Below are 26,888 nucleotides of genomic sequence, written 5' to 3'. Positions count from 1 at the left end.
AAGGAAGTGCAGGAAGGAAGTACAGGAAGGAAGTACGGAGTGGATCGGTGATACGGGGGGCGGCGGGCCCGCGGGCCCGCCACTCCCCCTCGCGTCAGGGCTCAGGCGTTGCGGCGGCGGCCGGCCAGCACGCCGAAGGCGATGCCGGCGGCGCCGACGACGATGCCCGCGATGCCCAGCACGCGCGCGGTGGTGTCGCTGCTGTCGCCGTCGTCGGAGGCGGCCGCGGCCTTCTCGGCGGTGCCGTCGGCCTTGGCGTTCTTGGCGCTGCCGCCGTCCGTGTCACCCGAGGCGGCGGAGCCGTGGCTGTCGGAGTCCTGGGCCGGCTTGACGAGCTTGAGCACCGGCGCCGGGTTCTCGGGCTCCGGCTGCCCCTCCTGGGGCGCCTCGATCCAGCGCACGACCTCCTTGTCGTCGTACGTCTGGAGGGCCTTGAAGACGAGCTGGTCGGTGTCGTGGGGCAGCTCGCCGACCGACAGCGGGAACTGCTGGAAGGTGCCCGGCTCGATCTTGCCGCCGCTCCAGGTGACCTTGGTGACCGCTTCCGTGATCTTCTCGCCGTGCGACTCGACCGGCTTGGCGAGCTTGGTCTTGGTGAGCTTCACGTCCCAGCCGGGCACCGGCTGGGCCATCACCGAGGCCAGCGGGTGGTCGGCGGGCAGGGTGACCTCCAGCTTGACGGTCGAGGCGTCGTCCTTCTCGTTGGGCACCTTGAAGGCGATGGTGCTGTAGGTGCCCTGCTCGGCCTGGCCCGGCTGCACGCTGACGTGCGCGAAGGCGGGGGAGGCGGCGAGCAGCACCAGGGCTGACGCGGCGATGCCGCCGACGACCGGAAGACGGCGAAGACGCATGGCGTTCATGACACATCACTCCATGGCAGGAATGGATCAGGGTGGGTGGGTGACGCGCGTGCGGCGACGTCGCGCACGCCCCCGGCCCCGCCGGAGTGCGCCGCGTCGCTCAGGCCGCGAGGTCGAAGCGCGGCGGTCCCCGCCTGATCACACTGTGCTGGAGTACGAGGGGCTCGGTCCCGCCCTCGTCGTCCTCCGGAGCGCGCGGCCGGCGCACGGCCGCGCCGCGCGGTTCTTCCAGCGCCGCGCGCAGCGCCCGCGCCAGCCGCAGGGCGGCGCGCAGGGCCCGTACGAGCGCGGCCTCCGCGACTCCGCGCGCCCCGTCCGCCGACAGCCGCACCGCCCGCCACATGGCCACCTCGCCGCGCCGCAGCAGCCAGCCGACGGCGAGGGCGGCGAGCAGGTGGCCGAGCACCATCGGCAGCGACGGCAGCAGGGCGTCGGCGTGCGGGGGCGCCGGGGTGGGCGTGCTCCCCGCCGCGGCGGGGTCGAGTCCGGCGTGGGTGACGATCCGGTGGGCCGTGGCGGCGTCCAGATGGACGCGGCCGGAGCCGCACAGCAGCCTCCCGGCCAGGGCCGTCACCCCGCCCTCGGGGCCGCCCGTGCCCGGGGCCCGGTCCATGGCCGGCTGCTGGGTGGCGCGCTGTCCGAGCGCGAAGAGGACGTGCAGCGCGAGCTGCCCGGCGCCCAGCAGCGCCGCGATTCCCGGCAGCGACCGCTCCCGCCCGGCCAGCGGCGTGACCAGCGCGAACAGCGCCGCACAGGCCACGCCCACCGTCCACAGCGGCACGGTGGCGCAGGAGGCGAGCATGTGCCCGCCCGCGGACAGCACGACGCAGACCGCGGTGAACACCGCGGCCCGCAGCATCCGCAGATCGGCTCCGGCACGGCCGTGGGGGGCAGACATGGCGGCGCCATCATCCCACTGGACCCGCGTTTCCCCTACGGCGGGTGGGGCGTACCGCCGCACACCCGGACAGCCCCATACACCGCTATGCGGAACTCGCGCTTCCGCCGAATGAGCGGCATCACGTCAATCGCACGCTTACGGACCATGGACCCAGGCAATACGTAACGGTATGTCGAGCCGTGGCCGGGAGGCTGGAGCATGAGCATCTGGTGGTCACTCCATCTGCCGCGTGAGGCGGCGAGCGTACCGCTCGCCCGGCGCCTGCTCCTCGGCACCATGGAGACAGCCGGGGTCGATCCCGAAATCTCCTACGACCTGTCGGTCGCCCTTTCCGAGGCATGTGCCAACGCGGTCGAGCACGGCGGGGCGGACGGCGCGGGCGGGGACTACAGAGTCACGGCCTCCATCGACGGCGACACCTGCCGCATCGAGGTCACCGACTCCGGTCCGGGCTTCCCCCGCCGCCCCGTCCCCCCGGGCTCGGGGGACTGGAAGAAGAGCCCCCAGCCCCACCCCGCCGCCCGACAACCGGCCCCCGCCCAGGCAGAGCACGGGCGAGGGCTTTTTTTGATCGAGGCGCTGACCGACCATGTCCGCTACCGCGACCGGCCCGGGCGCGGCGGTGTGGTGGTCAGCTTCGACAAGATCCTCAAGTGGCGCGAGGACTCCCTGATGGGGGTCTCCTAGCCGCTGACGGGGGGTCTCGTAGCCGCCGGGGGTGGCGGCCCCGCTGAACCCGCTGAATCGGCTGAGCCCGTTGAATCCGGTGGACCCGCTGCATCCGCTGGACCCGCGAGGTCGGGCGGGAGCGCGCGGCACAGCGCGTCCAGCGCGCCCGCGAAGGAATGGTCGGGCGGGGTGGCGTAGCCGACGACCAGGCCGTCCCGGTGCGGCCCCTCGGCGTCCGGGTGGCGGTAGTCGGCCAGCCCTTCCAGCGCCAGGCCCTGCCAGGCGGCGGCCCGTACGGCGGACCGCTCGGTGCCGCGCGGCAGCTCGAGCACCGCGTGCAGCCCCGCCGCGACACCGCTGACGCGGATGTGCGGGGCGTGTTCGGCGAGCGTGGCCACCAGCTGGTCGCGGCGGCGGCGGTAGCGCTGCCGCATGCGGCGGATGTGCCGGTCGTACCCGCCCGATTCGATGAAGTCGGCGAGCGTGAGCTGGTCGAGCGCGCTCACCCACCCCTCGCGGTCCCCCTTGACGGCCAGGACCTCGTCGACGAGGCGGTCGGGCAGCACCATCCAGCCCAGCCGCAGCGCCGGGGACAGGCTCTTGCTGACGGACCCGACGTACAGCACGTGGTCCGGGTCCAGACCCTGCACGGCGCCCACGGGCCTGCGGTCGTAGCGGAACTCGCCGTCGTAGTCGTCCTCCAGGACCAGCCCGCCGCGGGCCCGGGCCCAGTCCACGGCGGCCGCCCGCCGCCGCGCGTGCAGTGGCCCGCCGGTGGGGAACTGGTGCGCCGGGGTGAGCAGGACCGTCCGCACCCCCGGGTGCGAGCCCAGCTCCTCGGTGCGCGCGCCGTCCGCGTCCAGGGGCAGCGGCACGGTACGGACCCCGGCGGCGGCCAGCAGCGAGCGGTGGAAGCCGAGGCCGTACGCCTCCACCGCCGCCCTCCCGCGCAGCGCCCCCGTCCCGGCCAGCAGCCGCAGCGCGTGGGCGTACCCGGAACACACGACGATCCGCTCCGCGTCGGTGCGCACGCCCCGCACCCGGGCCAGATAGTCGGCGAGCGCCCGGCGCAGCTCCGGGCGGCCGTGCGGGTCGCCGGGGCCGAAGGCCTCGTTGGGCGCGGCGGTCAGGGCGCGGCGGGCCGAGGCCAGCCAGGCGGCGCGGGGGAAGGACGCGGCGTCCGGCCGGCCCTGCAGCAGGTTGTGGACGGGCTCGGCGGGGCGCGCGGGCGCACGCCGGGCACCGCCTTCGCCCGGCGGCTTCGCGGGTTGCGTGAGTTTCCTGCGTTGCGTGAGTGTGTCGGGTTTCAGGGGTTCTGCCCGGTCGGCTCGCCTGCTGGGCGGGGGCGGGTCGGCGCGGGGGGCGACGCGGGTGCCGGAGCCCTGGCGGGCGGTGAGCCAGCCCTCGGCGACCAGCTCGGCATAGGCGTCGGCGACGGTGTTGCGGGCCAGGCCGAGGTCGGCGGCGAGCGATCGGTAGGGCGGCAGCCGGGTGCCGGGGGCGAGCCGGCCGCCGCGGATCGCGTCGCGCAGCGCCGCCATCAGGGCCGCGCGGCGGCTGCCCGTCCCGGCCAGCTCCAGGTGGAGGTCACTGCCCAGGGCCTCCGCCGAATCGACCCACACATTGACCCCCGCATCAGCCCCCGCGTCGACCCTCACGCATTGACCCCCGCACCAGCCCCGCGTTGCCACCCGGATTGGCCCCGCACCGCCCCGGGACCGCGCCGTGTCGGCCGGCGATATCGCCGGCCGCCGGCTCACCGGCCCGCGCGGGCGGTCAGCTCCCGGCCGACCGCTCCGCGGCCAGCCGGGCCATCCAGGCCTCGACGTCATCCGCCGTGCGCGGCAGCGCGGCGGACAGGTTTCGGTTGCCGTCCTCGGTGACGAGGATGTCGTCCTCGATACGGACGCCGATGCCCCGGTACTCCTCCGGGACGGTCAGGTCGTCGGCCTGGAAGTACAGGCCGGGCTCGACCGTCAGGCACATGCCGGGCTCCAGGGTGCCCTCCGCGTACGCCTCGCGGCGGGCCGCGGCGCAGTCGTGGACGTCCATGCCGAGCATGTGGCCGGTGCCGTGGAGCGTCCAGCGGCGCTGCAGGCCCAGCTCCAGGACACGCTCGACGGGCCCCTCGACCAGGCCCCACTCGACCAGCCTGGTGGCGAGGACCCGCTGGGCGGCCTCGTGGAAGTCGAGGTACTTCGCGCCCGGGCGGACCGCGGCGATGCCCGCCTCCTGCGCCTCGTACACCGCGTCGTAGATCTTGCGCTGCAGCGGGGTGAAGCGGCCGCTGACGGGCATCGTGCGGGTCACGTCGGCGGTGTAGAGGGTGGTGGTCTCCACGCCCGCGTCCAGGAGCAGCAGGTCCCCGGAGCGGACCGGGCCGTCGTTGCGCACCCAGTGGAGCGTGGTGGCGTGCGGGCCGGAGGCGCAGATGGAGCCGTAGCCGACGGCGTTGCCCTCGACGCGGGCGCGCAGGAAGAAGGTGCCCTCGATGTAGCGCTCGGAGGTGGCCTCGGCCTTGTCGAGGACCTTGACCACGTCCTCGAAGCCACGCACGGTCGAGTCGACGGCCGCCTGCAGCTGGCCGATCTCGAACTCGTCCTTGACCAGGCGCTGCTCGCTGAGGAACACCCGCAGCTCCTCGTCGCGCTCGGCGGTGACCTTGTCGGTGAGGGCCGCCTCCAGACCGGCGTCGTGGCCGCGCACGATGCGCACCGGGCCGGTCGCGGCGCGCAGCTCGTCGGCGAGCTCGCGGACGTCCCTGGCCGGCACGCCCAGCAGCCGCTCGGCCTCGGTGAGGCTGTGGCGGCGGCCGACCCACAGCTCGCCCTGGCCGTCCAGCCAGAACTCGCCGTTCTCCCGGTTGGAGCGGGGCAGCAGGTACACCGTCGCGGTGTGGCCCTCGGCGCCGGCCGGCTCCAGGACCAGGACGCCGTCGTGGGTCTGGTCGCCGGTGAGGTACGCGTACTCCGTCGAGGCGCGGAAGTCGTACTCGGTGTCGTTGGAGCGGGTGCGGAGATTGCCGGCGGGGACGACCAGGCGCTCGCCGGGGAAGCGGGCGGAGAGCGCGGCGCGGCGGCGGGCGGTGTACGGCGCCTGCTCGATGGGCTCCAGGTCGCGCAGCTCGGTGTCCGCCCAGCCGGACTTCATGTTCTCGGCGAGCTCGTCGGAGACGCCCGGGTAAAGGCCGTTCTTCCGCTGCTTGATGGGCTGCTCCCCGGCCTCTGGGGTCTCCAGGGTCTCGGAAGTGGGCTCCTCGGTCACGTCATCCTCCTCGCGCTGAACCGTGTCCATGGTAGGCGGGGGGTACGACAGCCGGTCGGGTCAGTCGAAGTGGGCGACGAGCAGGACCACGTCCTCAGTGCCGTGGTCCGAGCCCGCGCCCCCGTCCCGCCCGCCCCCGGCGGGAGCCGCGTCGGCGCGGCGCGTGTCGGCGCGGTGCGCGTCGGGGAAGGCGGCATCGGGGAAGGCGGCATCGGGGAGGACCGTGCGCAGCAGGTGGTCCGCGAAGCCTTCCGGATCGTTCCGTACGGCCCCGGGGGCGCTCGCGGCGGCCGAGTGCAGCCGTGCGAAGGCCCGGTCCATGGGCTCTCCCGTACGGTGCAGCAGCCCGTCGCTGTAGAAGAGGAGCGTTTCTCCTCGGCCCGGCTGGAACTCCACGCTGGGCGCTTCCCAGCAGGAGAGCATGCCCAGCGGCGCGGACAGGGCGGTCTCCACGAACTCGGTGCGCCGCTCGCCGGTGATCAGCGGCGGGCAGTGTCCCGCCCCGGCCAGCACCATCCGGCGCGGCAGCGGCTCGTAGTAGGCGAAGAGAGCGGTCGCGGACCGGGCGGGCTCGGTCAGCCGCAGCAGCAGTTCCAGGTCGGAGAGCACGGCCACCGGATCCTCGCCCTCCATCACGGCGTACGCGCGCAGGGACGCCCGCAGCCGGCCCATCGCGGCGACCGCGCCGGCCCCGGAGCCGGTCACCGCGCCGACCGAGAGGCCGAGCGCGCCGTCGGGCAGCGGCAGCGCGTCGTACCAGTCGCCGCCGCCGCGGGGCGCGGCGCGGTGGCGCACGGCAAGGCGGACGCCCGGGATCCGGGGCAGCCGCGTGGGCAGCAGCTCCTCCTGGACCGTGGCGACGGTGGCCCGGGCGCGGCTGAGCTCCACCAGCCGGGCGATGTGCGCGGCGGCGTAGCGGCAATAGAGGCCGACCAGGTGGCGCTGGCGCTCCGCGGGCTCGGCGGGTTCGTCGTACAACCATGCCGCCGCGCCGAGCCGCCCGGCGGGGCGGGCGGCGCCCGCGATGCTCGCGGCGCCCGCGGTCCCGCCGGGGGCGGCGGGCGGGTCCAGCGCCATGGCGTAGCTCGCGGAGTAGCCGAGGCGGGCGGCGACTTCGCGGTGGCGCGGGTCGAGTTCGGGCTCGCCCGGGATGTCGGGGTGCGCGACGCCGGACCGCCGCTCCCCGTCCGGCTCCGGGAGCCCGTCCAGCAGATGGCCGGCGGACGCGGAACCGCGCGGGATCGTCTCGATGTGGCCGAGGTCGGCGCGGCCGAGACCCAGCCCGACGGTGGTCACCGGGCCCAGCCCGTCGGCCGGTTCCAGCGCGACCAGCCCGCGCCGGGCGCCGACCAGCCCCGCTCCGGCGCGCAGGAGTTCGTCCAGCGCGTCCTCCAGCGTGCCCGTAAGGGCGAGCCGCTCGGTGAGTTCGTGCAGGGTGGTCAGATCCGAGACCCACCCGGCGAGATGGTCCTGGAGGGCGGGACCGGGGTCGGGGCCGGGGGCGGAAGGCGGGGTGACGGGGTCGGAAGTGTGCGTGGGGGCGGGGAGTGAAGGATCGATTCCGGCCACTTTCGGCAGGTGGGGCGAGCTCATGGCCCGCTGCCTTGGCGCGCGGTCCCCGGCTTGCTCAAGAGCATCGCAAACCCCCTGTCGTGCTGCGCCGCTACGGTGCCGCTACTGTCTCCAGATGTACACGCACCCGAGAGGCGATGTCCAGCATTGTCCCGGTGGTCTTGTTGGTGTCTGTGGGGAATTGAACTTGGCCGAAAAGAGGTCGTTACGTTGCCGATTTAGGGTCGACTGTCGTCATTCGACAGCGCGTCGTCTCCGCCGCGGCGGGTACACATTCGGAGAAGGGCAGGGGCAGTTGGGCCGCCCCGGAACCCCCGGACCGGTCCTGGCGTCCTAGACGGCAACGGCCGGCGCCCATCCCCGAGTGGCGAGGAAACGCACCACCGAAGACGGCAAGCGCCATGCGCGCGCCACCCCTCGCCACGTTCCACGCTCGGCCTGCGGCGTGATGCGCTGCCTTGTACGCGCAGTGACTTGTGATCCACGTGGTGTGACGGGCCGAACAATGCCGGACAGCTCCACGTAGTGCCATGTGAAGTGCCATGTAGTGCGACGGAACAGCCCTCGGCGTTAACGGAAAGGAACGAGCGCTCATGCGCGAGATCCTCGGAAGGCGACGCAAGTTCTCGCTGCGGCGCGGTGCGCGATCGCCGCTGCTCCGTGCGGCGCTCACCTGCGCCACCGAGTGGCAGTGGCCCGTACTCCCCGGCGTGGGCCTCGCGCCCGGCGGCGGACGGCCGCGCGCCTGCGGATGCCCGGACCCGGACTGCGCGGTGCCCGGCGGCCACCCCTTCGACCCCGTCCTCCTCGCCGCGACCACCGACCCGCGCATGGTGCGCTGGTGGTGGACCAACCGCCCGACCGCGCCCCTCCTCCTCGCCACCGGAGGACGCGGCCCCTGCGCGGTGAGCCTGCCGGCGGTCGCCGGGATGCGGGCCCTGGACGCCATCGAGCGGTCCGGTGTGCGCCTCGGCCCCGTGATCGCCACACCCACCCGCTGGTCGCTGCTGGTGGCCCCGTACTCCCTCGAAGAGCTGGGCGACCTGCTGTACCGCCAGGACTGGGTGCCCAGCTCGCTGCGGTTCCACGGCGAGGGCGGCTATCTGGTGCTGCCGCCCTCGCAGCTCGGCGCGGGCGGGGTGCGCTGGGAGCGGGCCCCGCTGCGGCGTGGCGGGCGCCCGTGGCTGCCCGAGATCGCGACGGTGCTGGAGGCGCTGGTCGAGGCGAGCACCAGCGCGCCCGACGGCGGCAGCCGGCTCGCCTACTGACCCGGGGCGGCTTCCCGGGGCTCGTCTACTGACCCGGGGCGGCTTCCCGGGGCTCGTCTACTGACCCGGGGCGGCTTCCTGTCCCCGGGTCCGCCTGCCGACGCGGGCCCGAGGCCCGCCTGCCGACCCGGGCCCGAGCGCCCGAGGACCTTCAGAACGCCGGAGAGGGGGCGAGCGGCCCCATGGGCGCCCTCCCCCGGCCCCGGGGCCCCCACGCAGCTCGCGGCGCGGAGACGGCCGCGTGCGGCTTCCGATCGGCCCGCCATCGCGATCGCGATACTGCCCAGGGCTGCGGCTGTGATCGCGGTCGCGTTGCGGTTGCGACGACTCGGCGATCCGCTCCAGCGGGCTGCCCCGGCGGCTGCTCCGGATGTTTCGGCGGCTGCTCCGGCCGCGCGTACGGGACGCAACTCGCGGCGATTCGGTGGCTGTTGGCCGCCCCTGGGCGGCGCCGTGGGCCGGGGAGGGGCCGGGGCGGGTGCGGCCGGACCCCGGACATGGAAGCGCCCGGTCGCTGGCGACGGGGGATGCACCAGCGACCGGGCTTTTAAAACCGTAACAAGAGATCGGCGGTTCGCAAATTCGATCGCGGATTTCCGGACGCGTAATTGCAGGGCGTAGCGCTGAGTTGTGAGCAGCGTCACGCGTGCGGTTCCCCGTGCTTGCGCCCGGTATGACCGTCAGCTCAGCGTCACCTGACGGTTGGTGAGTCCGCCGCGCGCCCGCCGCTGCTCGGCGGTCAGCGGGGCGTCGGAGGCCAGCGCCTCGGCCAGCCGCTCCGCGAACGCCTCGGCGGGCTTCTCCGTCTCCTCCGCGCCCATCGTGCCGGGCAGGTCCCACACCGGCACGGTGAGCCCGTGGGCCCGGAAGGAGCCGACCAGCCGGGTGTCTTCACCGAGGGAGGAGGCGCCCGCGGCGTGCAGCCGGGCGAGGGCGTCGAGCAGCTTCTCCTCGGGGTGGGACATCACCCAGCGCAGGTGGTTCTTCTCCGGGGTGCGGCACCAGTAGGCGGCCTCGACGCTGGTGAGCCGGGCGGTCGGGATGGCGGCGGCGTTCGCCCGTTCGAGGGATGCGGCGACCTCACCCGTGGCGCTCGCGGCGTCCTCGAGCCAGAACTCGAAACCCTCGTGCAGGGTCGGCGAAAAACCGCCCTTCGGATCGAGTAGATCCTGCAGCCGCGGACCCTCTCCGGAGACCCGTTCGGCGGCGACCGGCGTCCCCGGCTCGGCGGTCAGAGCGCGCCGCAGGGTGTCGGCCAGGTCGCGGCTGATGTCGCCGGAGGGGGTGTCGTTCTGCAGGCCGAGCAGCACGGCGCCGTTGTCGCGGCGCAGCGCCGGCCACGCCATGGGCAGCACGGTGGCGAGGGTGACGGACGGGACGTCCTCGGGCAGGCCCTCGGCGAGCTTCAGTTCGACGGTCGCGGCGGGCACGAGCTCGCGCAGGGCGACCCAGTCGCACTCGCCGGGCAGCCCCTCGAAGGGGCGCTGCACCAGTTCGGTGACCGCGTGCGCGGCCTGGCGGCCGTGGCAGGCCTTGTAGCGGCGGCCCGAGCCGCACGGGCAGGGCTCCCGCGCCCCCACCACGGGGATCTCCGCGCTCGTGACCCGCGGTCCGGCCTTCGTCGTCTGGGGGCGGCGCTTCTTGCCCATGGCGTGGCAGTCTCCCGATCGTGCGGCTCGTGGCTTCCTCGTACGGCCGCGATGCTTCTCGTACGGACGCGGTCGCTCCGCACGGCCCGTACGACTGGTACGGGCGGGAGCCTAGCCCTTTGGCCGAACTCAGTCGGCGAACCCGGGCGGCGACGCCGGGAGTGTGCCCTAGGCGAGCTCGTCCAGATCGGCGAAGCCCAGGCCGGCGTCGAGGCCGGCGTCGAGGCCGGCGTCGAGGTCGGGGCCGAGCCCGGGGAGGAGGGCGACGTGGCCGCCGAACTCGTCCTGGGCGGGGAGCGAGGCCCATACCGTCACTTCACCGCTGCCGTCCCGCACCCCCCAGTCCTCGGCGAGCGACGTGATGATGTTGAGCCCGCGGCCGCCGCGCGCGGTGATGGAGGGATTGGCCGGAATCGGTCTTGTCGGGCCTCCGCCGTCGGTCACCTCGACGATCAGCCGTCCGTACTCGTCGATGCGCCACGCCGCCCGTACGGCCCCGTCGCCATGGTCGGAGCGCAGTGGCCGACCGTGCCGCCAGGCATTGCTGAGCAGTTCCGAAAGGATCAGTACCGCATCGTCTATGACCGAATCCGATACCCCAGTCCTGCCCAAATCGCCACGCATCCGGTGCCGTGCCGCACCTACGCCCGCAGGACCATGGGGTACGGCCATGGTCGAAGACGTCGGCACCTGCCGTGCCACCACCAACGCCACCCCCGAGACCTCCTTAGCCCCACGCCACGGGATGGATGCCCCGCCGGGCTTGAGCAGAAACAGGCCATGTGGCATCTGGTGACGCACTCGTCACGATCGAATACGTACCGAACGCGCCGGTGTACGCCTTGTAATGCCCATTATGAGCGTCCGAGTTGCGACAGTACCTGTTTGGGGCGGTTCGTAATCACGGCGTCCACTCCCAGGTGGGCGCACAGTTCGACGTCGGCCGGGTCGTCCACGGTCCATACGTGCACTCGGTGCCCCGCACGGTGCAGACGCGCCACATAATCGGGATGGTTCCGTACGATCCGGATGCTCGGCCCCGCGATGCGCACCCCGCGCGGGAGCGCGCCGTCCCGGTGGCGCGGCAGCAGGAACTGCATCAGATAGACGGTGGGGACCGCGGGCGCCGCGGCGCGCACCCGGTACAGGGAGCGCGCCGAGAAGCTCATCACGCGCACGGGCGAGGGCTCGCCCGGCGGCGGGGAGTCGAGACCGTAGCGGCGGAGCAGGCCGAGCAGCCGCTCTTCGACCTGGCCGGCCCACCGGGTCGGGTGCTTGGTCTCGATGGCCAGCTCGACCCGGCGGCCGGCGTCGGCGACGAGCTCCAGGAGGCGTTCCAGGGTGAGGACCGCGGTGTTGTCGCGGCTGTCCCGATCCGGCGCCTCCTTGTCGTTCGCCTGTCCCTTCCAGGAGCCGAAGTCAAGGGCGGCGAGATCGGCCAGCTCGAGCGCGGAGACGGCGCCCCGGCCGTTGGAGGTGCGGTTGACGCGGCGGTCGTGGACGCAGACCAGGTGGCCGTCCGCGGTCATCCGGATGTCGCATTCGAGCGCGTCGGCGCCGTCCTCGATGGCTCGGCGGTACGCGGCCAGGGTGTGCTCGGGGGCGTCCTCGGAGGCGCCGCGGTGAGCCACGACGGAGGGGGTGGGCGGACCGGGGCGGAAGTCCCGGTCCGGGCGCGCATAGGTCACCGCGTTATGGTGCCACCGCCCGGCGCGGCGCGTCGCGGGAGGTCCGGCCCGCCACCGCGCGGATTGGCGGCGGTCCGCTTTGTCCGGGATAAAGGGTGGTAGCCCACAGGGTCGCCGCTCCTTACAGCGGTCTGACGCCTGGTGGGAAAAGCTTACGTCGGACATGCGTGAACGTAGGCCGTCGAAGAAACTGTCGTGCACATGAGGAGAGAGCTGTGAGCACCGAGAACGAGGGCGCTGCCGTTCCGCCTGAGGCCGGGTCGCGTCCGGCCCCTCCGGCGCCGCACCCCGACCCCGCCCCCGCGGTGCCCCCGGCGCCCGACTTCAAGCCGGCGGTGGGCACGGCCCCGGCCGCCCCGCAGGCTCCCATAGGCCCGCCCGGGGAGCCGGCCGCGGGGTCCGGCCTCCCGGAGCCCGCCGCGCCCACCCCCGCGCAGGCCGGCCCGTCGCCCGCGACGGCCCCGGCCCCCGGAGCGGACCCCGCCCGGCCCGGGGCGTGGTGGTCCGAAGCCGACGGCCGGCCGCAGGACGCCTCCCAGGCCGCCTCGCACGCCGACGCCCACGAGGGCGCGCCGGGCGCCCCGGGCGCCCCTGGCGGGCCGTGGGGAGCCGGAGCCCCCCTCCCGCCGTCCGACCCCCCGGCGCGCAAGCGCACCGGTGGCCTCGTCGCCGCCCTCCTGGCCGCCGTCCTCGTCGCCGGCGGCATCGGCGGCGGCATCGGCTACTGGGCCGCCGACCGCGAGGCCGGTGGCGACTCGACCACCATCTCCGCCCTCGGCAATCCGAAGTCGGAGAGCCGCGCCCCCGGCTCCGTGTCCGACATCGCGGGCAAGGCCCTGCCGAGCGTGGTCACCATCGAGGCCGAGGGCAGCAACGGCGAGGGCGGCACCGGCACCGGTTTCGTCTACGACAAGCAGGGCCACATCCTCACCAACAACCACGTCGTCGCCTCCGCCGCCGACAACGGCAAGCTCACCGCCACCTTCTCCAACGGCAAGCGGTACACCGCCGAGGTCGTCGGCCGCGCCCAGGGCTACGACGTCGCCGTCATCAAGCTGAAGAACGCCTCCGACGCCAAGCTCACCCCCCTCCCGCTCGGCGACTCGGACAAGGTCTCCGTCGGCGACGCCACCGTCGCCATCGGCGCCCCCTTCGGCCTCTCCGGCACCGTCACCACCGGCATCGTCAGCGCCAAGAACCGCCCGGTCGCCTCCAGCGACGGCGGCGGTGGCAACGCCTCCTATATGAGCGCCCTGCAGACCGACGCCTCCATCAACCCCGGCAACTCCGGCGGCCCCCTGCTGAACGCCGACGGCGGCGTCATCGGCATCAACTCCGCCATCCAGTCCGCCGGCAACGGCGGCGGCCTCGGCGGCGAAACCCAGCAGTCCGGCAGCATCGGCCTCGGCTTCGCCATCCCCATCAACCAGGCCAAGAACGTCGCCCAGCAGCTGATCAAGACCGGCGAGCCCGTCTACCCCGTCATCGAGGCCACGGTCAACATGAAGGACACCGGCAACGGCGCCACCATCGCCGCCAACGGCGCCGGCGGCACCCCGGCAGTCGTCCCCGGCGGCCCCGCCGACAAGGCAGGCCTCAAGTCCGGCGACGTCATCGTCAAGCTGAACGACACCGTCATCGACAGCGGCCCCACCCTGATCAGCGAGATCTGGACCCACAAGCCGGGCGACAAGGTCACCATCACCTACAAGCGTGACGGCAAGCAGTCCACCACCCAGGTCACCCTGGGACAGCGCAAGGGTGACAGTTGACGCGCTAGGCTGATCCCCGCGTCACCCACCCCCAGCGGGCCCGACGCGAGGAGGCTTGCCCGAGCGGCCTAAGGGAACGGTCTTGAAAACCGTCGTGGCAGCGATGTCACCGAGGGTTCAAATCCCTCAGCCTCCGCCGCTAAATGGCCCCTGACCTGCGAGCACGGTCGGGGGCCTTCGCCTTTCCCGCTGCCCGCCGTTGGCCGCTGTTCCCCGTGGTTTCCCGCCCGACCGGGCACGCGGGGGGCACGTGCCCGAGTCGGCGGGAGTGGCTTTGGCCGGTGGCCTGCCCGGCTTGGGATGCCGTACGAGCCGGACAACCTGCGCCGGAGCTGGGACGGGGCCTGGGCCAAACCGGCAACCTTTCGTTTTGCAGGCCGAGCGGGGTGCTTCCTGGGGGCCGTTTCGTCTGGCTCGGCGGTCCGCTGACGTCCGCTCATGGCGTCGGCGTACGGGGCCGTTGGCGTCACGGCTGGCGTCGGGCGACCACGTCCAGAAGTACGGGCGGGTCGGTCGGGCTGGTGGCGGTGGGCGGCGGTCTCGGTGGTTGCTGTACTCCGTCGCTGTACAGCTCGTGAGCCCGATCGCAGTTCCCGCCGGGTGGGTCCCTGCAAGAATCTGCTTGTGCAGCCCATACCGGATGACCCGTCGCAGCTCCCTGCCCCGTGGTGGGTGCCTGATGGTGGCATGCATGTACTGGAAGTGGAGTTGCGCCGCGAGCTTGCTCCAGGACACCAGCTGTATGGCGCCCGATTCTCTGTTGCTGCCCGGTGCGAAGGATGTGACGACGTGCTGGTCAGCGTTGCCGGCCGTCCCTTCCCTTGGGCTGTGGTGCACTTGACCTTGGCGGGTCACGAGGAGCGCCCACCTTGGCCCATGACGACGCCGCTGGCCAGCTTGGCCGATCTCCTCACCAAGAGGGCCGACCACGGATGCACCAGCGATTAGTTAGAGGCCGGTCTCCGTTCCGAGCGGCGGCCGGATCGAGATCTGAGCTTGGGAATCACAGGGCGACCGGCGCTGATCATGCCGCTGACCTGAGTAAACGAGTGCTGGCGGCGGGCTGGTATGCCCGCCGCAGTACCCGTCATTGACCGCTGTTTACCGCTCTATCTGGTGCGCATCTGGTGCGGGCCGCACTTCGTCGCGAACTACGGGCGGGACGGTCACTGATGTCTGCTCGACCGGCCAGTTGGGCACCTGCGGTTGGTCACGGTCGGCTGCGGCCACGACGGTTGCTGTCGCTGCTGAACAGCAGTTACCGACGGGAGATCACCCGCTCGTAGAGGACGAGGAACGGCGCTACATACCCAGATGCCTCAGCCGGGGTGGCCTGGCCGCTGCTGATCAGCACGACGCCTGCTGCCAGTGCCGCCGTGTAGGTGACTCCGCTCACCCACGGCGGAGCGGGTGACTGTACCTCTTCTGTCCGCTGTCCCATAATGGAGTTGGCTCCTATCTGTTCGGTAGGGACCGCGGCCACCCGCGCGGACTGGAAAACGTTGCGGGTGGCCACAGTCGTTATAGAGCGCAGCATGGGGCCGCGCACAGCAGAATTGTGAACCGGTGAGATTGAATTCGCAAACCGCAAGGTCAGCTGCCCTTCGCGGCGTATTTCCTGTGTCTGCCAGTGTCTGCCAGTGTCTGCCAGTGTCTGCCAATCCAATTGTTATCCAGTGTCTCTGTGCCTCGGCTTTCCCCGCCTTTCTTCCTTTATTGCACCTCCTTTATTGCGCCTATCGCGCCTCTATTGCGCCTATTGCGCCTCGCCTTCCCTGACTCCTTTTAACTCTTCCTGCGCGCCTTTCCCATGTCTTCTTGCGCCATTCCCTCCGTCTTTCCCTGCCACCTTTCCCAGCTTGCGGCCCTGCATGTTGGGTCGAAAACCGCCATGACACGCGCGCGCTTCCACCCGGTCGGTGGAGCGGGTTTGGGCGGTGGCCTGCCCGGTCTGGGGTCGGGCATGGTCAGGGGGCCGTACGCTGGTTGGCAACTCGGGCAGGCTTTGGACCTGCCCGCAATTAGCACGAGTGGCCCCCTGGCCTTGCCCGACGCGGGACCCGGACCGGGGAGGTGCCTAAAGCCGTGGAGCCGACCGCCCCAGCCACGACGGTGCTCTTCTCCTCAGCCAGGTGCCTGCTGCTGGCGCGCGGCCGGGCGGTGCGGGCTGGGGCGGGGCGGAGACAGGAGCGGCGGCCCGCGCCGCCCGGCCGCGCGCGCCGCGCTTGCGCGGCGCCTTGATGAGGTAGAGAAATCCGTAACAGCTCAACTGCTGAGGCGGTACTCCAGGACGTACGAACCGGCGTCCAGAAGCATCTGGTTGACCTCTACGGGGCGTTCGTCCTCGGTGAAGGCGGTGCGGCAGATCTCCAGGACCGGGGTGCCGGCGGCCAGGTTCAGGGCGGCGCGCTCCTCCTCGCTCGGCATCCGGGCCCGCAACTCCTCGGCGAAGTTGACCGGTTCCGCTCCCAGTTCGGCCAGGCGGGCGTAGATGCCTCCGGGGCCTGGGTTGGGCTCGGTGATCGCGGTTCCTCGGACCAGGTCGGCCGGGAGGTAGGAGGTCGCGATCTGTACCGGGCGGTCCTCGACGGCGTATTTCCGGCTGCGTACGAGGACCGGGGCGCCTGGTTCGAGGCCGAGCAGACGTCCGATCTGGTGTGGGGCCTCGGTCTCGTAGACCTGGACGTCGGTGGCCAGTGGGCGCCGGTCGACGTCGGCGGCCCAGATGGAGTGGCCTGAGGCCCAGCGGGACTTGGACAGGCGGTCATTCGCCACTCGCCGGATCGGCCGGAACTCCCTGACGTAGGTGCCGGAGCCGGGGCGGGCGTACGCGAGTCCCTCGGTCACGAGGATCTTCAGCGCTTGGTTGGCGGTCATCTTGGCGACGCCGTACGTCTTGACCAGGGAGGGCTCACCGGGCAGCCGATCGCCCGGCTGTAGGTCACCGGATTCGATCCGCGCCCGGAGATCGTCGGCGATCTGCCGCGCAGTCTCGGGCATTGTCTCTCTCCACTCCTCGAGGCTCCCTAGGGTGGTCAGCCTACCCGCCACCCCCTGCCGGTCGCACGAACGCATACCCGATCACTCACCCCGCTCACGGGTTCCCGCAGGTCTCGTTGACATCCCTAGGGAGGTCTGCAATAAATCTCCCTAGGGAGGTAAAGACTCCCTGAAGAAGGGCGGCGCCCCTACCGCCAAGCAGATGCGCCGCCCCCTACCCCTCTTTCAAGGGAGCTTCCATCATGCCTGTCTCGCTGACCCACCCCGACCGCCCGACCGGGGCCCCGGTGCCGAAGATCGTCCGCCGTTCGGTCCGCACCTGCCCGGTGTGCGGCAAGGCGCGCTGCCAGGATCAGGCCGCCTGCCGTGCGGCCTACGGCACCACCGAGTGGCTGGAGTGCCCCGCCTGCGCGGGCAGCGGCTACGACACCACCGGGTTCCAGCTCTACTGCCCCGACTGTGGGGGCGCCAAGGTTCTGGAAGTCGAGATCATCGAGACTCCGGGGGTCGGCGAGTGACGGCCTTCCCCGTAGCCCCTGAGTCGGTGGCCGGTGCTGCGGTCGCTGTGGGCACCGACCCGGTGACCTTGGCCGACCTGCTGCGGATCGCCTCCGCCCCCGGCTTCGATCGCTGGCGCGAACAGATACGCCGCACGGGCGGCTGCTCCGACCCGATCCACCTGACCGGCACGTCCGTCACCCGAGACGCACGGACCGGGGAGGTTCTGTACGCGTACTCCACGGCCCAGGAGCCGGGCGGCCGTCTGCGGGTCGCCTGCGGCAACCGGCGGGCCTCCCGCTGCCCCTCGTGCGCCTGGACGTACGCCGGAGATGCGTACCACCTGATACGCGCCGGACTCACCGGAGACCCGCGCATGGGCATCCCCGACGCCGTACGCGTCCACCCGGGCGTGTTCGCCACCCTCACCGCGCCCTCCTTCGGCCCGGTCCACAACCGCCCCGACACCGGCCGCTGCCGCTGCGGTGTTGCCCACGCCGAGGACGCCCCCGAACTCGGCACGGCGCTGGATCCGGACACGTACGACTATGCCGGGGCCGTCCTGTGGAACAACCACGCCGGTGACCTCTGGCGCCGGTTCACGATCTACCTGCGCCGGGAGATCGCCGCCCGGGCCGGGGTCACCCAGAGCACGCTGCGGCAGGTCTGCCGGATCTCCTTCGGCAAGGTCGCCGAGTTCCAGAAGCGCGGGGCGATCCACTTCCATGCCATCGTCCGCCTGGACGGCCCGGGCGGTCCCGGCGACACCCCGCCCGCGTGGGCCAGTACGGCCCTCCTCGGCGACGCGATCCGCTCCGCCGCCGCCCGCGTCCGCGTCCTGGTCCCGGCCGCCGGAGACAACCCGGCGCGCGTCCTGCGCTGGGGCTCCCAGGTCGACGTACGAGCGATCGGCACCGACGGCCAGGAACTCACCGAGCAGGCCGTAGCCGCCTACGTGGCCAAGTACGCCACCAAGGCCGCCGAGTCCACTGGCACGGTGGACCGCCGGATCGGGGAGCTGTCGGAACTGGACAAGCGGCCCGGCCTGCCCGGCCACACCCGTCGCCTGATCCAGGCGTGTCATGCCCTTGACCAGCACTACCCCGACCGCAAGCTCTGGGCCTGGGCCCACATGCTCGGCTTCCGTGGCCACTTCCTCACCAAGTCCCGCCGCTACTCCTCGACCTTCGCCGAGCGCCGCCAGGTCCGCGCCGACTTCCGCGCCCGCCAGGAGCGGCGGGAGAGGGGCCTGCCCGAGGACCCCGCAGACGGGGACGGCTCAACGCTCGTACTCGCCCACTGGACCTACGCCGGGCACGGCCACACCCCCGGCGAGTCCTGGCTCGCCGCAACGATCGCACAGGAGATCCGACTGAACCGAGAGACCGCACGCGAAGCCCTGGCGGACATGCCCGCGCTGGAGACGGAGGGGAGGTACTGACCGTGGACCGACTGCTCACCGTGCAGGAAGTCGCCGAACGGCTCGGCACCGGCGTGCGGTTCCCGCGCCGCCTCGTCGAAGAACGTCGCATCACCTTCGTGAAGGTCGGCCGACACGTCCGGATCCCTGAATGGGCCCTGGAGGCGTACGTGTCCGAACACACGGTGCAGCCGACTGTCCTGCGGCCCAACGGCCTCGGGAGGGCTGCCTGATGGCTGGCAAGCGCAAGACGCGCCGGGCGTTCGGCCGTGTCCGCAAGCTCCCGTCCGGTCGCTTCCAAGCGCGCTATCCCGGGCCTGACGGTGTGCTGCGGCCTGCGGACCGTACGTTCGCGACCTCGACTGATGCCGACCGGTGGCTTGCCCGGAAGCGCATCGAGATCGAAGAGGGGCGCTGGCTCGATCCGGCTGAGGGGCAGACCACCGTACGGGACTGGGCGGCCCGGTGGCTCGCCGCTGTCTCCCCGCAGCTCAAGCACAAGACCCAAGCCTCTTACCGGTCCCTGATTAACTCCTTGATCGTCCCGGCGCTCGGTGACCGTGAGCTGTCCGGCCTCCGGCCGATCACGGTGGCGGAGTGGGTCGGCGGCATGAAGTCCAAGGGACTCAGTGCGTCACGCATCCGGCAGGCGTACCGGGTCCTGTCGCAGATCATGCGGGCTGCCGTCGACAACGACATGATCCCGCAGACGCCATGCCGGGGCGTGAAGCTGCCCAGGATGCCGCAGACCGAGCCGCACATCCTCACCCCGCTTGAAGCCTCCCGGCTCGTGCGGAGTGCCACCAGGCCTCATGACCTGCTGATCGCGCTTCTCGCGTACGCGGGCCTGCGAGTCGGTGAGGCGTTTGCCCTCCGGCGCGTGGACATCGACGTGTCCGGCGGCTTCGTCATGGTTGACGAGAACCTGGCCGAAGCGAACGGCACCTTGGTCTTCGACACCCCGAAGTCGCATCAGAAGCGTCTCCTTCGCGTTGGGCCTTCGCTGGCGCAGCGGCTCGGCCGGCACCTGGAGGCTGTGCCCGGTGGGGATGACGCGCTCCTGTTCACCACGCCGGGCGGGAAGCCGCTTCGCTACAACCAGTGGCGGAAGGCGTACTTCGACCCCGCCGTGTCGGCGGCCGGGCTGACCGACGTGACTCCGCATGACCTCCGGGCCTCACACGGAACCTGGGTCGCCGACCGGTACGGCGTGATGACGGCCGCCCACCGGCTCGGCCACTCGAACGCGAGCGTCACCACCCGGCACTACGCCCGGCCGGTCGCCGGTCGCGACGACCAGGTCGCCGAAGCGGCCGACTCCTGGCTCAGCGGGCATGAGCACGAGCCTGGGGCACGTAGCGGGCACGATGACGATGACGACGGGTCTGCCGGAGTGCTGGTACCCGTCTGACCTGCGGCGGAGCGACATGCGCGCCGTACCGCCGAGAGATCTTGAAAACCGTCGTGGCAGCGATGTCACCGAGGGTTCAAATCCCTCAGCCTCCGCCCAGGTGAGAGAACGACCATCTCAGAAGGGGCGCCCCCACCCAGGGAGCGCCCCTTCTACGTCTGCGGTGTCTTTGTGGGGCCGCCTGAATCCCGCCATCGACCAGCGCGTGTGAACCAGGGGCGGACCAGCGCGGCATCGTCCGGGCCGGCGCCACGCTCGTGACCCGCTTCGCCACGCGTCCAGTCGCGTCAGTTCTTGCGGCGTCGCCCTTGCCCGTAGGGGCCGTGGCGATCGTGTGCTCGCCACTCCTCCTCGTGGATGTCGCGGTCTTCGCCGGACGTCTTGCCGTTGGGAGTGGGGATGGCTTCGCCCTTGTTGATCTTGTCTAACAGGGAGGCGAGAGGGTCGGGGTGCTCGTCGCCGAAACGCTCGCGGGCGCGCTCGGGGAGCGGGCCTGGGGAGGGTGGTATGAGGGCGATCTGCTTCATCTTGGGGCGCTTCGGTGCAGACGAGGCTCCCTCTGCCTTGGCGCTGTGCTGATCAGACCGTGACGTACCACTCATCAGTAGGCCCCCCGTCTCGCTGAAGTGCTCTCACACGTCGACAGATCATTCCCTGGAAGGGTGTGCGACAAACGGAATGATTTGTGGGGAGGCAGGCCCAGTTGGGGGGATCTCGCCTCATCCCCGAACTCGTAGGGGCGCTGGTGAGCGGTCCTTTCGCTGCTTAACCCGTCGGCCAGAGGAGGGCCTGGGCGACGATCACGCGGTCGCCGTTGAAGGTGACGGCGGGGCCTTCGTGGAGTTGGTAGCCCAGGGCGAGGGCCTCGCTGACGCGGCGGCAGAAGGTCTCGTCGTCGGGGCCGGTCAGGACTCGGTAGGCCGGCAGGCCGTCCGGGGGTGTGCTCATGGGGCAAGGGTCGCAGCCGGCTCTTCGAGCGACCAAGCCGGTTACGAGGTACGGATCTGGCCGAAAACGAATGGTGCCTGCCGCCGTCGCAGGTCACGGCCGTGTGAATGGGCGAGATCCGTCGGCTCCTCGCGGGATTGAGCCGAAAGTGGGCTTTTAGCTGAAGCTAAAAAGGGGATCCTGGGAGTGTGGATGTGAGGAGCGAAGTGTGGATGTAAGGAGCGATCCCATGATGTCGATGCAGCGCGGTCTGGAGTGATCTGTCTTGCCGTGGAAGAGCAAAGGTGTGAAGGCCGAGGCGGCCGACGCCGCCGGTGCCCGGTTGGCTCGGCAGGCCACCGTGGAGGTGGCTGGAGTGTTGGGCAAGCGGGACATGAGCCGAACCGATCTCGCCAGGCTGATGGACGTTAGTCCGGGCAGAGTCAGTCAGATCCTGTCCGGGGACGAGAACCTGACGCTGCGTAGTCTGGCAGCAGTGGCGGAAGCGCTTGATCTCGATGTCAGGATCAGCTTCGTCGAGCCCAAAACCGGCCGCCAGGACGAGGTCGCACTGCGGCCGGACAGTTCCGACGCGTTCGTCTATACCCATTGACGTGGGCGATGGGCGGGCTCGTCACGGATGGGGCGTGGGGGCCTCGGTGAGCGGTTCGACGGCCATGGCCGCCTGTCGGATCCTCATGAGGTCCCTGTCGCCGCTGCGCTTGCCGTGCCTGTAGCCGAACTGGAGCATCTGCACGCAGGCTTCCTTGGCCTTGGCCAGGGCCTGCCGGCAGTCCTCGGCCTCCTCCCTCGTCCGGCTGTGCAGTTCCTTGGGGAAGTCCTGCAGCTCTCGCTGCCGGCGGCGCGCCTCGACGTCGGCCTCGACCTTCGCGGCCTCGTCCAGTAGGGCCTCCACGTCTTCGTACAGGCCGTCGATGGTCGTCTTGTCCTTCGTCTGTACGGCGCAGCCGCGCAGATGCGCACGGGCGTCGAAGGCGAACATCCGCAGTTGTGCGATGTCCTCGAAGTCCCTGACCAGTCGGTGACAGTGGCAGTACATGTCGTGGATGAGCCGCCGCTCCAGGTGGCCGAGCAGCACGGCGATCCCGAGGGTGATCACGGCGACGAAGGGAGGGGTGGACTGTTGGTTCTGCTGCTGGCGGACCCTCGGGGCCAGCGCGCCTCCGGCGGCGGCCGCGGCCACGGCGGGCGGCACGTCCGCGGCGTGCGGCAGCAGGAGGGTGATGGTGATCGCGGCCGCGGCGCAGGTGCACGCCATGATCGTGCCGCACAGGGCTGTCGATCGGGCGGTCCCCAGGAGCCGGCCCTTGTCGGCGAATCGGTGGACCAACGAGATTCCGGTGACCAGTGCGCACAGGCCCATGGGTAAGACGAAGTTCCGGAACCACCCCTGTGTGTAGAGCTCGTGCACTGCTCCCCCCTGGTTCTGCGCCGCCGTCCCGGATGCCGAGCGTCCGGTCGCGGGGGAGTGCGGAAACCGGATTCACTGTCCGCCTGGGTGCGGAAGCGCCGACCAGTGGCCGTGCCATCCCCTCACGGAGCGCCTCGTTCGCGTCATCACGATAGTCTCATCCGAACGCGTAGCGCACAGGTCACTTTCTGTACAACTTTGGATCGTCGTCGGCCTTATCCCTATCGGTTCCCGCTTGAGGCGGCCGTTTCTCCGGTCGTGGGGGCGAGGCGCGCCGCGGCGAGCTGAAGGCCGACGCCGTGTTCAATCGCTCGATACGCGCTCGCCCTCACCTCACGCTTCGCCCCCGCGCGACCTTGACAGCGCTGATTTATCTGACGGATAGTCAGAAAGCTTTGCGCCCGGACGTGCGACGTTGTCGAGCGAAGGGGAGACCGCTGCCCATGCACCTCGCTCCCACCCCCCGCCAGCGGCGGCTGCGCGAGGAACTCCGCGACTACTTCCGCGAGCTGATTCCCCCGGAGACGCGCGCCGCGCTGCCGGGCGATCCGGCCCTGCAGCGGCTGCTGCTGCGTCGTATCGGCGCCGATGGACTGCTGGGGCTCGGCTGGCCGGTCGAGTACGGAGGCCAGGGGCGGTGCCCCGACGAGCAGTTCGTCTTCTTCGACGAGGCGTACCGGGCCGGCGCTCCGGTCTCGATGGTCACGCTCAACACCGTCGGCCCGACCTTGATGAAATACGGCACCGAGGAGCAGAAGCGGTTCTTCCTGCCGGGCATCCTCGCCGGCGAGGTCGTCTTCGCCATCGGCTACTCGGAGCCGGAGGCCGGCACGGACCTCGCCTCGCTGCGGACCAGAGCGGTGCGGAACGGCGGCGAGTGGCTGATCGACGGCGCCAAGACCTTCACCAGCAACGCGCACAACGCCGACTGGATCTGGCTGGCCTGCCGCACCGACCCGGGGGCGCGCAAGCACGAGGGCATCTCCATCATCCTGGTGCCGACCGACGCCCCCGGCTTCTCCTGGACGCCGATCGAGACGGTGGCCGGGCTGACCACCACCGCGACGTACTACGACGCGGTGCGCGTCCCGGCCGACCACCTCGTCGGGCAGGAGAACGGCGGCTGGGGACTGATCACCAACCAACTCAACCACGAGCGGGTTGCGCTCGCCGCCATCGGCATGCAGGCCGAGGACTTCTACCGGGCCGCGCTCGCCCACGCCCGCACGCCGGATCCGCACACCGGCGCGCGCCCCGCCGACCGGCCCTGGGTGCGGGCCCGGCTGGCGGAGGCGCACGCCCGGCTGGCGGCCACCCGGCTGCTCAACTGGCGGCTGGTGGGGGACGTGGGGGCGGGGACGCTGAGCCCGGGCGACGCGAGCGGGGTCAAGTTCGCGGGAACCGAAAGCGCCGTCGAGGTGTACAGGATGTGTCAGGAGATTGTGGGGGAAGCGGGGCTGGTCCGGGCGGGGTCGCCGGGCGCGTTCGGTGACGGCGAGCTCGAGCGGATGAACCGGGCCGCGCAGATCAACACCTTCGGGGGCGGTGCGAGTGAAGTGCAGCGGGAAATCGTCGCGACGATGCGGCTCGGCATGCGGCGGGGGCGGCGATGAGCGGTGACCGGACGGCCGGCGGCGGGTCGGCCGTCGGCGAAGGTGCCGTCGGCGAGGGTGTCGCCGTGGACGACTTCTACGGGCGGCTGAAGGCGTTCGAGGGGCGGGCGGCCGCGGTCGGGGGCGAGGGCAGGGACCCGGTCAACGAGCCGATGATCAGGCATTGGTGCGAGGCGATGGGCGACGCCAACCCCGCCTATCCGGCCATCGCGCCGCCGACGATGCTGCAGGTGTGGACGATGGGCGGGCTGTCCGGCCATCCGGCCGGCTCGGCACGGTCCGAGGCGTATGACGAGCTGCTGGCCCTGCTCGACGGCGCGGGTTGCACCTCGGTCGTCGCCACCGACTGCGAGCAGGAGTATGCGCGCCCTCTGCGGCCGGGCGATCAGGTCACCTTCGACGCGGTGATCGAGTCGGTGTCGCCACGCAAGACCACCAAGCTCGGCGAGGGCCACTTCGTCACCACGCGGATGGACGTCCGGGCGGGCGGGGACCTGGTCGGCAGACACCGCTTCCGCATCCTCAAGTACGCCCCGGCGCGGCGGGCCACGGCGGCGAAGGGGGCGAAGCGGCCGCGCCCCGTGATCAACCGTGACAACGCCGGCTTCTGGGCGGGGGTCGCCGAGCACAGGCTGCTCATCCAGCGCTGCACCGGCTGCGGCGCGCTCCGCTTTCCGTGGCTCCCGGGGTGCGGGGCATGCGGCTGCCAGGAGTGGGAGACGGTCGAGGCCTCCGGCGCCGGCACGGTGTTCAGCTATGTCGTCATGCACCACCCGCCCTTCCCGGCCTTCGACCCTCCGTACGCCGTAGGTCTGATCGAGCTCGCGGAAGGGGTGCGGATGATCAGCAACATCACGGGGGTGCGCCACGACGAGGTCCGCATCGGCATGCCCGTGGAGCTGGAGTTCCTGCGGGTCGACGCCGATCTTGAGCTTCCCGTCTTCCGAGGGGTGGTGGCCTGATGGACTTCACACCCACCGTGGAGCAGCGAGCCGCGCGCGAGCTGGCGGCGGAGATCTTCGGAGATCTGTCCACCCATGAGCGGCTGTCCGCCCTCGGCACCGCGATGGACGCCGAGCTGTGGAAGGCGCTGTGCGCGGCGGGGCTGCCGGCCGCCGTGGAGGAGATCGGCCTGGTCGGGCTCGTCCTGCTGCTGGAGGAGCAGGGAAGGACCACCGCCCAGGTGCCGCTCGCGGCGACCTGTGCGTACGGAGTGCTGCCGGTGGCCGTCCACGGCACGGCTGAGCAGCGCGATCGGCTGCTCCCCGCCCTGCGGGACGGCACAGCGGTCGCCACGGGCGCGTTCGGCTCGCGGGTGGCCACCGCTCGCCGGACGGCGGACGGGTGGCGGCTGAGCGGCACCTTCCCGGCCGTGCCCTGGCTCCGGGTGGCGACCCATGTCCTGGTGCCGGCCCAGGTCGCGGGGGCAGGCCCTGAACAGGCCGCGGAGGCGGGTCCTGGGCAGGTCGCCGGGGCGGGTCCTGAGGCGGAGGCGGGCCGCGCGGCCCAGGCCGCGCCCCGGGCGGAGCCGCGCTGCTTCCTGGCCGAGGTCCGCGCCGCCGGGATCGAGGCCGTCGAGACCACCGCGCCATGGGCGGCGGGCCGACTGACCCTCGATGCCGCGCCCGCCGAGCCGCTGGGCGGCGAGGGCACCTACGCCGATGTGCTCGGCCGGGCCCGCACCGCGTTCGCTGGGCTGCAGGCCGGGGTCTGCGGGGGATCGCTCGACCGGGTGGTCCACCACACCTCCGTCCGCGAGCAGTTCGGCCGCCCCCTGTCCACCCACCAGGGCGTGCTGATGCGTGCAGCGGACGCCCATATGGACACCGAGGCCATCCGGGTCACGGCGTACGAGGCGGCCTGGCGCTACGACCAGGGCCTGCCCGCCGCCATCCACGCGCTCACTACGGCCTGGTGGGCCTGCGAGGCGGGCAAGCGGGTGGTGCACTCGGGCCAGCATCTGCACGGCGGCATCGGCGCCGATGTGGAGCACCCGGTCCACCGGCACTTCCTCTGGGGCCGACAGCTGGACGCGTATCTCGGCCCGGCGCCGGGGCTCCTGGCCGAGCTGGGCGATGAACTGACCACCGATGAACTCACCGCAGACGAACTCACCGCAGACGAACTCACCGGAGACGAACTCACCGGAGAGGAACTCACCGGAGAGGAACTCACCGGAGAGGAACTCACCGGAGAGGAACTCACCGGAGAGGAACTCACCGCAGACGAACCGACCGCCGATGAGCTTCCGGGCGCCGCGCTGACCGCCGATGAGCTTCCAGGCGCCGCGCTGATGGCCGGTGAGCCCGGTGAGCCCGGTGAGCTGTCGGGTGACGCGCCGCTGGGCGCCGCGCTGACCGCCGGTGAGCTGCCGGAGGTGGCCGGATGACGGCCCGGGTCGGCGAGGAGCTGCCGCCGCTGCGAATTCCCATCACCCGGACCCTCATCGTCTCCGGCGCGATCGCCTCCCGCGACTACCAGGACGTGCATCACGACGCCGAGGCGGCCAAGGCGAAGGGCTCCCCGGACATCTTCATGAACATCCTGACCACCAACGGTCTGGTCGGCCGGTACATCACGGATCACTTCGGCCCGCGCGCCCGGCTCCGGAAGGTCGCTATCCGGCTCGGCGCACCCAACTACCCCGGTGACGAGATGGTGCTGACCGGACAGGTCACGGCGGTCACGGCCGATGGCGTCGCGGAGATCTCGGTGACGGGCCGCAACGCCCTCGGCAAGCATGTGACCGGCAAGGTCACCGTGTGCTTGCCACCCGACCGCCCACAGGACGTCCCGCGCCCTGGGTCCCACAGGGAGGCTTCCCAATGCTGATGTCAAGCCGCTGTCGTGACGGGTGGTGTGACTTGGTAACACCGTCCGTCACGGATGAGAGCCCAGAGCACGTTGACACGGCGCCGGGCGAGGGCGAGGACGGCCTGGATGT

The 26,888-nt window shown here is 71.8% G+C and carries 25 protein-coding genes and 1 tRNA gene; 13 read left to right on the top strand and 13 right to left on the bottom strand.

What is annotated here, in order from left to right:
* Window positions 1-101: 101 nt before the first annotated feature.
* Together ABFY07_RS25330 and ABFY07_RS25325 are read right to left on the bottom strand one after the other, a co-directional pair.
* A complete protein-coding gene (locus ABFY07_RS25330) occupies window positions 102-851 on the bottom strand; it encodes a YcnI family copper-binding membrane protein (protein ID WP_346176754.1) in 750 nt (249 codons plus the stop codon).
* Window positions 852-960: 109 nt separating this feature from the next.
* Window positions 961-1,758 carry a hypothetical protein gene (locus tag ABFY07_RS25325; RefSeq protein WP_346176690.1) on the bottom strand — a complete coding sequence of 266 codons (798 nt, stop codon included), beginning with the start codon at window positions 1,756-1,758 and terminating at the stop codon, window positions 961-963.
* A 201-nt stretch (window positions 1,759-1,959) separates the two neighbouring features.
* Here ABFY07_RS25325 and ABFY07_RS25320 point away from each other — a divergent pair, with 201 nt between their 5' ends.
* Window positions 1,960-2,448, top strand: a complete 489-nt coding sequence (locus ABFY07_RS25320) for an ATP-binding protein (protein WP_065961838.1) — start codon at window positions 1,960-1,962, stop codon at window positions 2,446-2,448.
* Here ABFY07_RS25320 and pdxR read toward each other — a convergent pair.
* From pdxR to ABFY07_RS25305, 3 genes are all read right to left on the bottom strand, one after another.
* Entirely contained in the window at window positions 2,445-4,088 is a 1,644-nt protein-coding gene (gene pdxR / locus ABFY07_RS25315; protein WP_346176689.1) for a MocR-like pyridoxine biosynthesis transcription factor PdxR, read from the bottom strand. The genes ABFY07_RS25320 and pdxR overlap by 4 nt on opposite strands.
* Window positions 4,089-4,206: 118 nt before the next feature.
* Window positions 4,207-5,724 carry an aminopeptidase P family protein gene (locus ABFY07_RS25310; RefSeq protein WP_346176688.1) on the bottom strand — a complete coding sequence of 506 codons (1,518 nt, stop codon included), beginning with the start codon at window positions 5,722-5,724 and terminating at the stop codon, window positions 4,207-4,209.
* Between the two features lie 30 nt (window positions 5,725-5,754).
* Complete coding sequence (locus ABFY07_RS25305; RefSeq protein WP_346176687.1) at window positions 5,755-7,287, bottom strand: PP2C family protein-serine/threonine phosphatase; 1,533 nt, start codon at window positions 7,285-7,287, stop codon at window positions 5,755-5,757.
* Window positions 7,288-7,859: 572 nt separating this feature from the next.
* Between ABFY07_RS25305 and ABFY07_RS25300 the strand changes: the two genes are divergently transcribed.
* Complete coding sequence (locus ABFY07_RS25300; RefSeq protein WP_346176686.1) at window positions 7,860-8,534, top strand: bifunctional DNA primase/polymerase; 675 nt, start codon at window positions 7,860-7,862, stop codon at window positions 8,532-8,534.
* A gap of 680 nt (window positions 8,535-9,214) precedes the next feature.
* Here ABFY07_RS25300 and ABFY07_RS25295 read toward each other — a convergent pair.
* The 3 genes from ABFY07_RS25295 to ABFY07_RS25285 all read right to left on the bottom strand — a co-directional run bounded on the left by ABFY07_RS25295 (window position 9,215) and on the right by ABFY07_RS25285 (window position 11,871).
* On the bottom strand, window positions 9,215-10,183 hold the full coding sequence (locus tag ABFY07_RS25295) for a DUF5926 family protein (RefSeq protein ID WP_065961830.1): 969 nt from the start codon (window positions 10,181-10,183) through the stop codon (window positions 9,215-9,217).
* A 168-nt stretch (window positions 10,184-10,351) separates the two neighbouring features.
* Window positions 10,352-10,972 (bottom strand): ATP-binding protein, encoded by a 621-nt coding sequence (locus ABFY07_RS25290; protein ID WP_346176753.1) that lies wholly within the window; start codon window positions 10,970-10,972, stop codon window positions 10,352-10,354.
* A 65-nt stretch (window positions 10,973-11,037) separates the two neighbouring features.
* On the bottom strand, window positions 11,038-11,871 hold the full coding sequence (locus tag ABFY07_RS25285; protein WP_065961827.1) for a glycerophosphodiester phosphodiesterase family protein: 834 nt from the start codon (window positions 11,869-11,871) through the stop codon (window positions 11,038-11,040).
* 215 nt (window positions 11,872-12,086) lie between these two features.
* Between ABFY07_RS25285 and ABFY07_RS25280 the strand changes: the two genes are divergently transcribed.
* Together ABFY07_RS25280 and ABFY07_RS25275 are read left to right on the top strand one after the other, a co-directional pair.
* Window positions 12,087-13,643: a S1C family serine protease gene (locus ABFY07_RS25280; protein WP_346176685.1), complete on the top strand. Its 1,557-nt coding sequence runs from the start codon at window positions 12,087-12,089 to the stop codon at window positions 13,641-13,643.
* 49 nt (window positions 13,644-13,692) lie between these two features.
* Window positions 13,693-13,779, top strand: a tRNA-Ser gene (locus ABFY07_RS25275).
* Between the two features lie 1,122 nt (window positions 13,780-14,901).
* Here ABFY07_RS25275 and ABFY07_RS25270 read toward each other — a convergent pair.
* The gene (locus tag ABFY07_RS25270; RefSeq protein ID WP_346176684.1) at window positions 14,902-15,039 is read right to left on the bottom strand and encodes a hypothetical protein; all 138 of its coding nucleotides are present in this window, start codon (window positions 15,037-15,039) and stop codon (window positions 14,902-14,904) included.
* An 869-nt stretch (window positions 15,040-15,908) separates the two neighbouring features.
* Window positions 15,909-16,643, bottom strand: coding sequence for a GntR family transcriptional regulator (locus ABFY07_RS25265; protein WP_346176683.1), 735 nt, complete (start codon window positions 16,641-16,643; stop codon window positions 15,909-15,911).
* 242 nt (window positions 16,644-16,885) lie between these two features.
* Here ABFY07_RS25265 and ABFY07_RS25260 point away from each other — a divergent pair, with 242 nt between their 5' ends.
* The 4 genes from ABFY07_RS25260 to ABFY07_RS25245 are packed head-to-tail and all read left to right on the top strand — an operon-like array spanning window position 16,886 to window position 19,972.
* The gene (locus ABFY07_RS25260) at window positions 16,886-17,161 is read left to right on the top strand and encodes a hypothetical protein (protein WP_346176682.1); all 276 of its coding nucleotides are present in this window, start codon (window positions 16,886-16,888) and stop codon (window positions 17,159-17,161) included.
* Window positions 17,162-17,187: 26 nt separating this feature from the next.
* On the top strand, window positions 17,188-18,582 hold the full coding sequence (gene repSA, locus ABFY07_RS25255) for a replication initiator protein RepSA (protein ID WP_346176681.1): 1,395 nt from the start codon (window positions 17,188-17,190) through the stop codon (window positions 18,580-18,582).
* Window positions 18,579-18,794, top strand: coding sequence for a helix-turn-helix domain-containing protein (locus ABFY07_RS25250; protein WP_346176752.1), 216 nt, complete (start codon window positions 18,579-18,581; stop codon window positions 18,792-18,794). The genes repSA and ABFY07_RS25250 overlap by 4 nt, the downstream gene beginning before the upstream one ends.
* Window positions 18,794-19,972, top strand: coding sequence for a tyrosine-type recombinase/integrase (locus ABFY07_RS25245; RefSeq protein WP_346176680.1), 1,179 nt, complete (start codon window positions 18,794-18,796; stop codon window positions 19,970-19,972). The genes ABFY07_RS25250 and ABFY07_RS25245 overlap by 1 nt, the downstream gene beginning before the upstream one ends.
* 287 nt (window positions 19,973-20,259) lie before the next feature.
* Here the strand turns inward: ABFY07_RS25245 and ABFY07_RS25240 are convergent, their stop codons facing one another.
* Entirely contained in the window at window positions 20,260-20,499 is a 240-nt protein-coding gene (locus tag ABFY07_RS25240; protein ID WP_065961825.1) for a hypothetical protein, read from the bottom strand.
* Window positions 20,500-20,737: 238 nt separating this feature from the next.
* A complete protein-coding gene (locus ABFY07_RS25235) occupies window positions 20,738-20,920 on the bottom strand; it encodes a DUF1737 domain-containing protein (RefSeq protein WP_346176679.1) in 183 nt (60 codons plus the stop codon).
* A gap of 265 nt (window positions 20,921-21,185) precedes the next feature.
* Between ABFY07_RS25235 and ABFY07_RS25230 the strand changes: the two genes are divergently transcribed.
* Window positions 21,186-21,512 (top strand): helix-turn-helix domain-containing protein, encoded by a 327-nt coding sequence (locus ABFY07_RS25230; RefSeq protein WP_346176678.1) that lies wholly within the window; start codon window positions 21,186-21,188, stop codon window positions 21,510-21,512.
* Between the two features lie 21 nt (window positions 21,513-21,533).
* Here the strand turns inward: ABFY07_RS25230 and ABFY07_RS25225 are convergent, their stop codons facing one another.
* Window positions 21,534-22,331, bottom strand: a complete 798-nt coding sequence (locus ABFY07_RS25225) for a hypothetical protein (RefSeq protein ID WP_346176677.1) — start codon at window positions 22,329-22,331, stop codon at window positions 21,534-21,536.
* Window positions 22,332-22,774: 443 nt separating this feature from the next.
* Between ABFY07_RS25225 and ABFY07_RS25220 the strand changes: the two genes are divergently transcribed.
* From ABFY07_RS25220 to ABFY07_RS25205, 4 genes are read left to right on the top strand one after another with little or no spacing between them, the layout of a single operon-like run.
* Complete coding sequence (locus ABFY07_RS25220; RefSeq protein WP_346176676.1) at window positions 22,775-23,944, top strand: acyl-CoA dehydrogenase family protein; 1,170 nt, start codon at window positions 22,775-22,777, stop codon at window positions 23,942-23,944.
* Window positions 23,941-24,906: a bifunctional MaoC family dehydratase N-terminal/OB-fold nucleic acid binding domain-containing protein gene (locus ABFY07_RS25215; RefSeq protein ID WP_346176675.1), complete on the top strand. Its 966-nt coding sequence runs from the start codon at window positions 23,941-23,943 to the stop codon at window positions 24,904-24,906. The genes ABFY07_RS25220 and ABFY07_RS25215 overlap by 4 nt, the downstream gene beginning before the upstream one ends.
* A complete protein-coding gene (locus ABFY07_RS25210) occupies window positions 24,906-26,333 on the top strand; it encodes an acyl-CoA dehydrogenase family protein (RefSeq protein WP_428837003.1) in 1,428 nt (475 codons plus the stop codon). The genes ABFY07_RS25215 and ABFY07_RS25210 overlap by 1 nt, the downstream gene beginning before the upstream one ends.
* Window positions 26,330-26,776 carry a MaoC family dehydratase gene (locus ABFY07_RS25205; RefSeq protein ID WP_346176674.1) on the top strand — a complete coding sequence of 149 codons (447 nt, stop codon included), beginning with the start codon at window positions 26,330-26,332 and terminating at the stop codon, window positions 26,774-26,776. Before ABFY07_RS25210 ends, ABFY07_RS25205 begins: the two co-directional genes overlap by 4 nt.
* Window positions 26,777-26,888 lie beyond the last annotated feature (112 nt).

The organism is Streptomyces sparsogenes subsp. cuspidosporus (genome assembly GCF_039532705.1).
Taxonomy (GTDB): Bacteria; Actinomycetota; Actinomycetes; order Streptomycetales; family Streptomycetaceae; genus Streptomyces; species Streptomyces sparsogenes.
The sequence above is the reverse complement of the archived record's forward strand: the minus strand, read 5'-3'. Positions and strand labels throughout refer to the sequence as shown.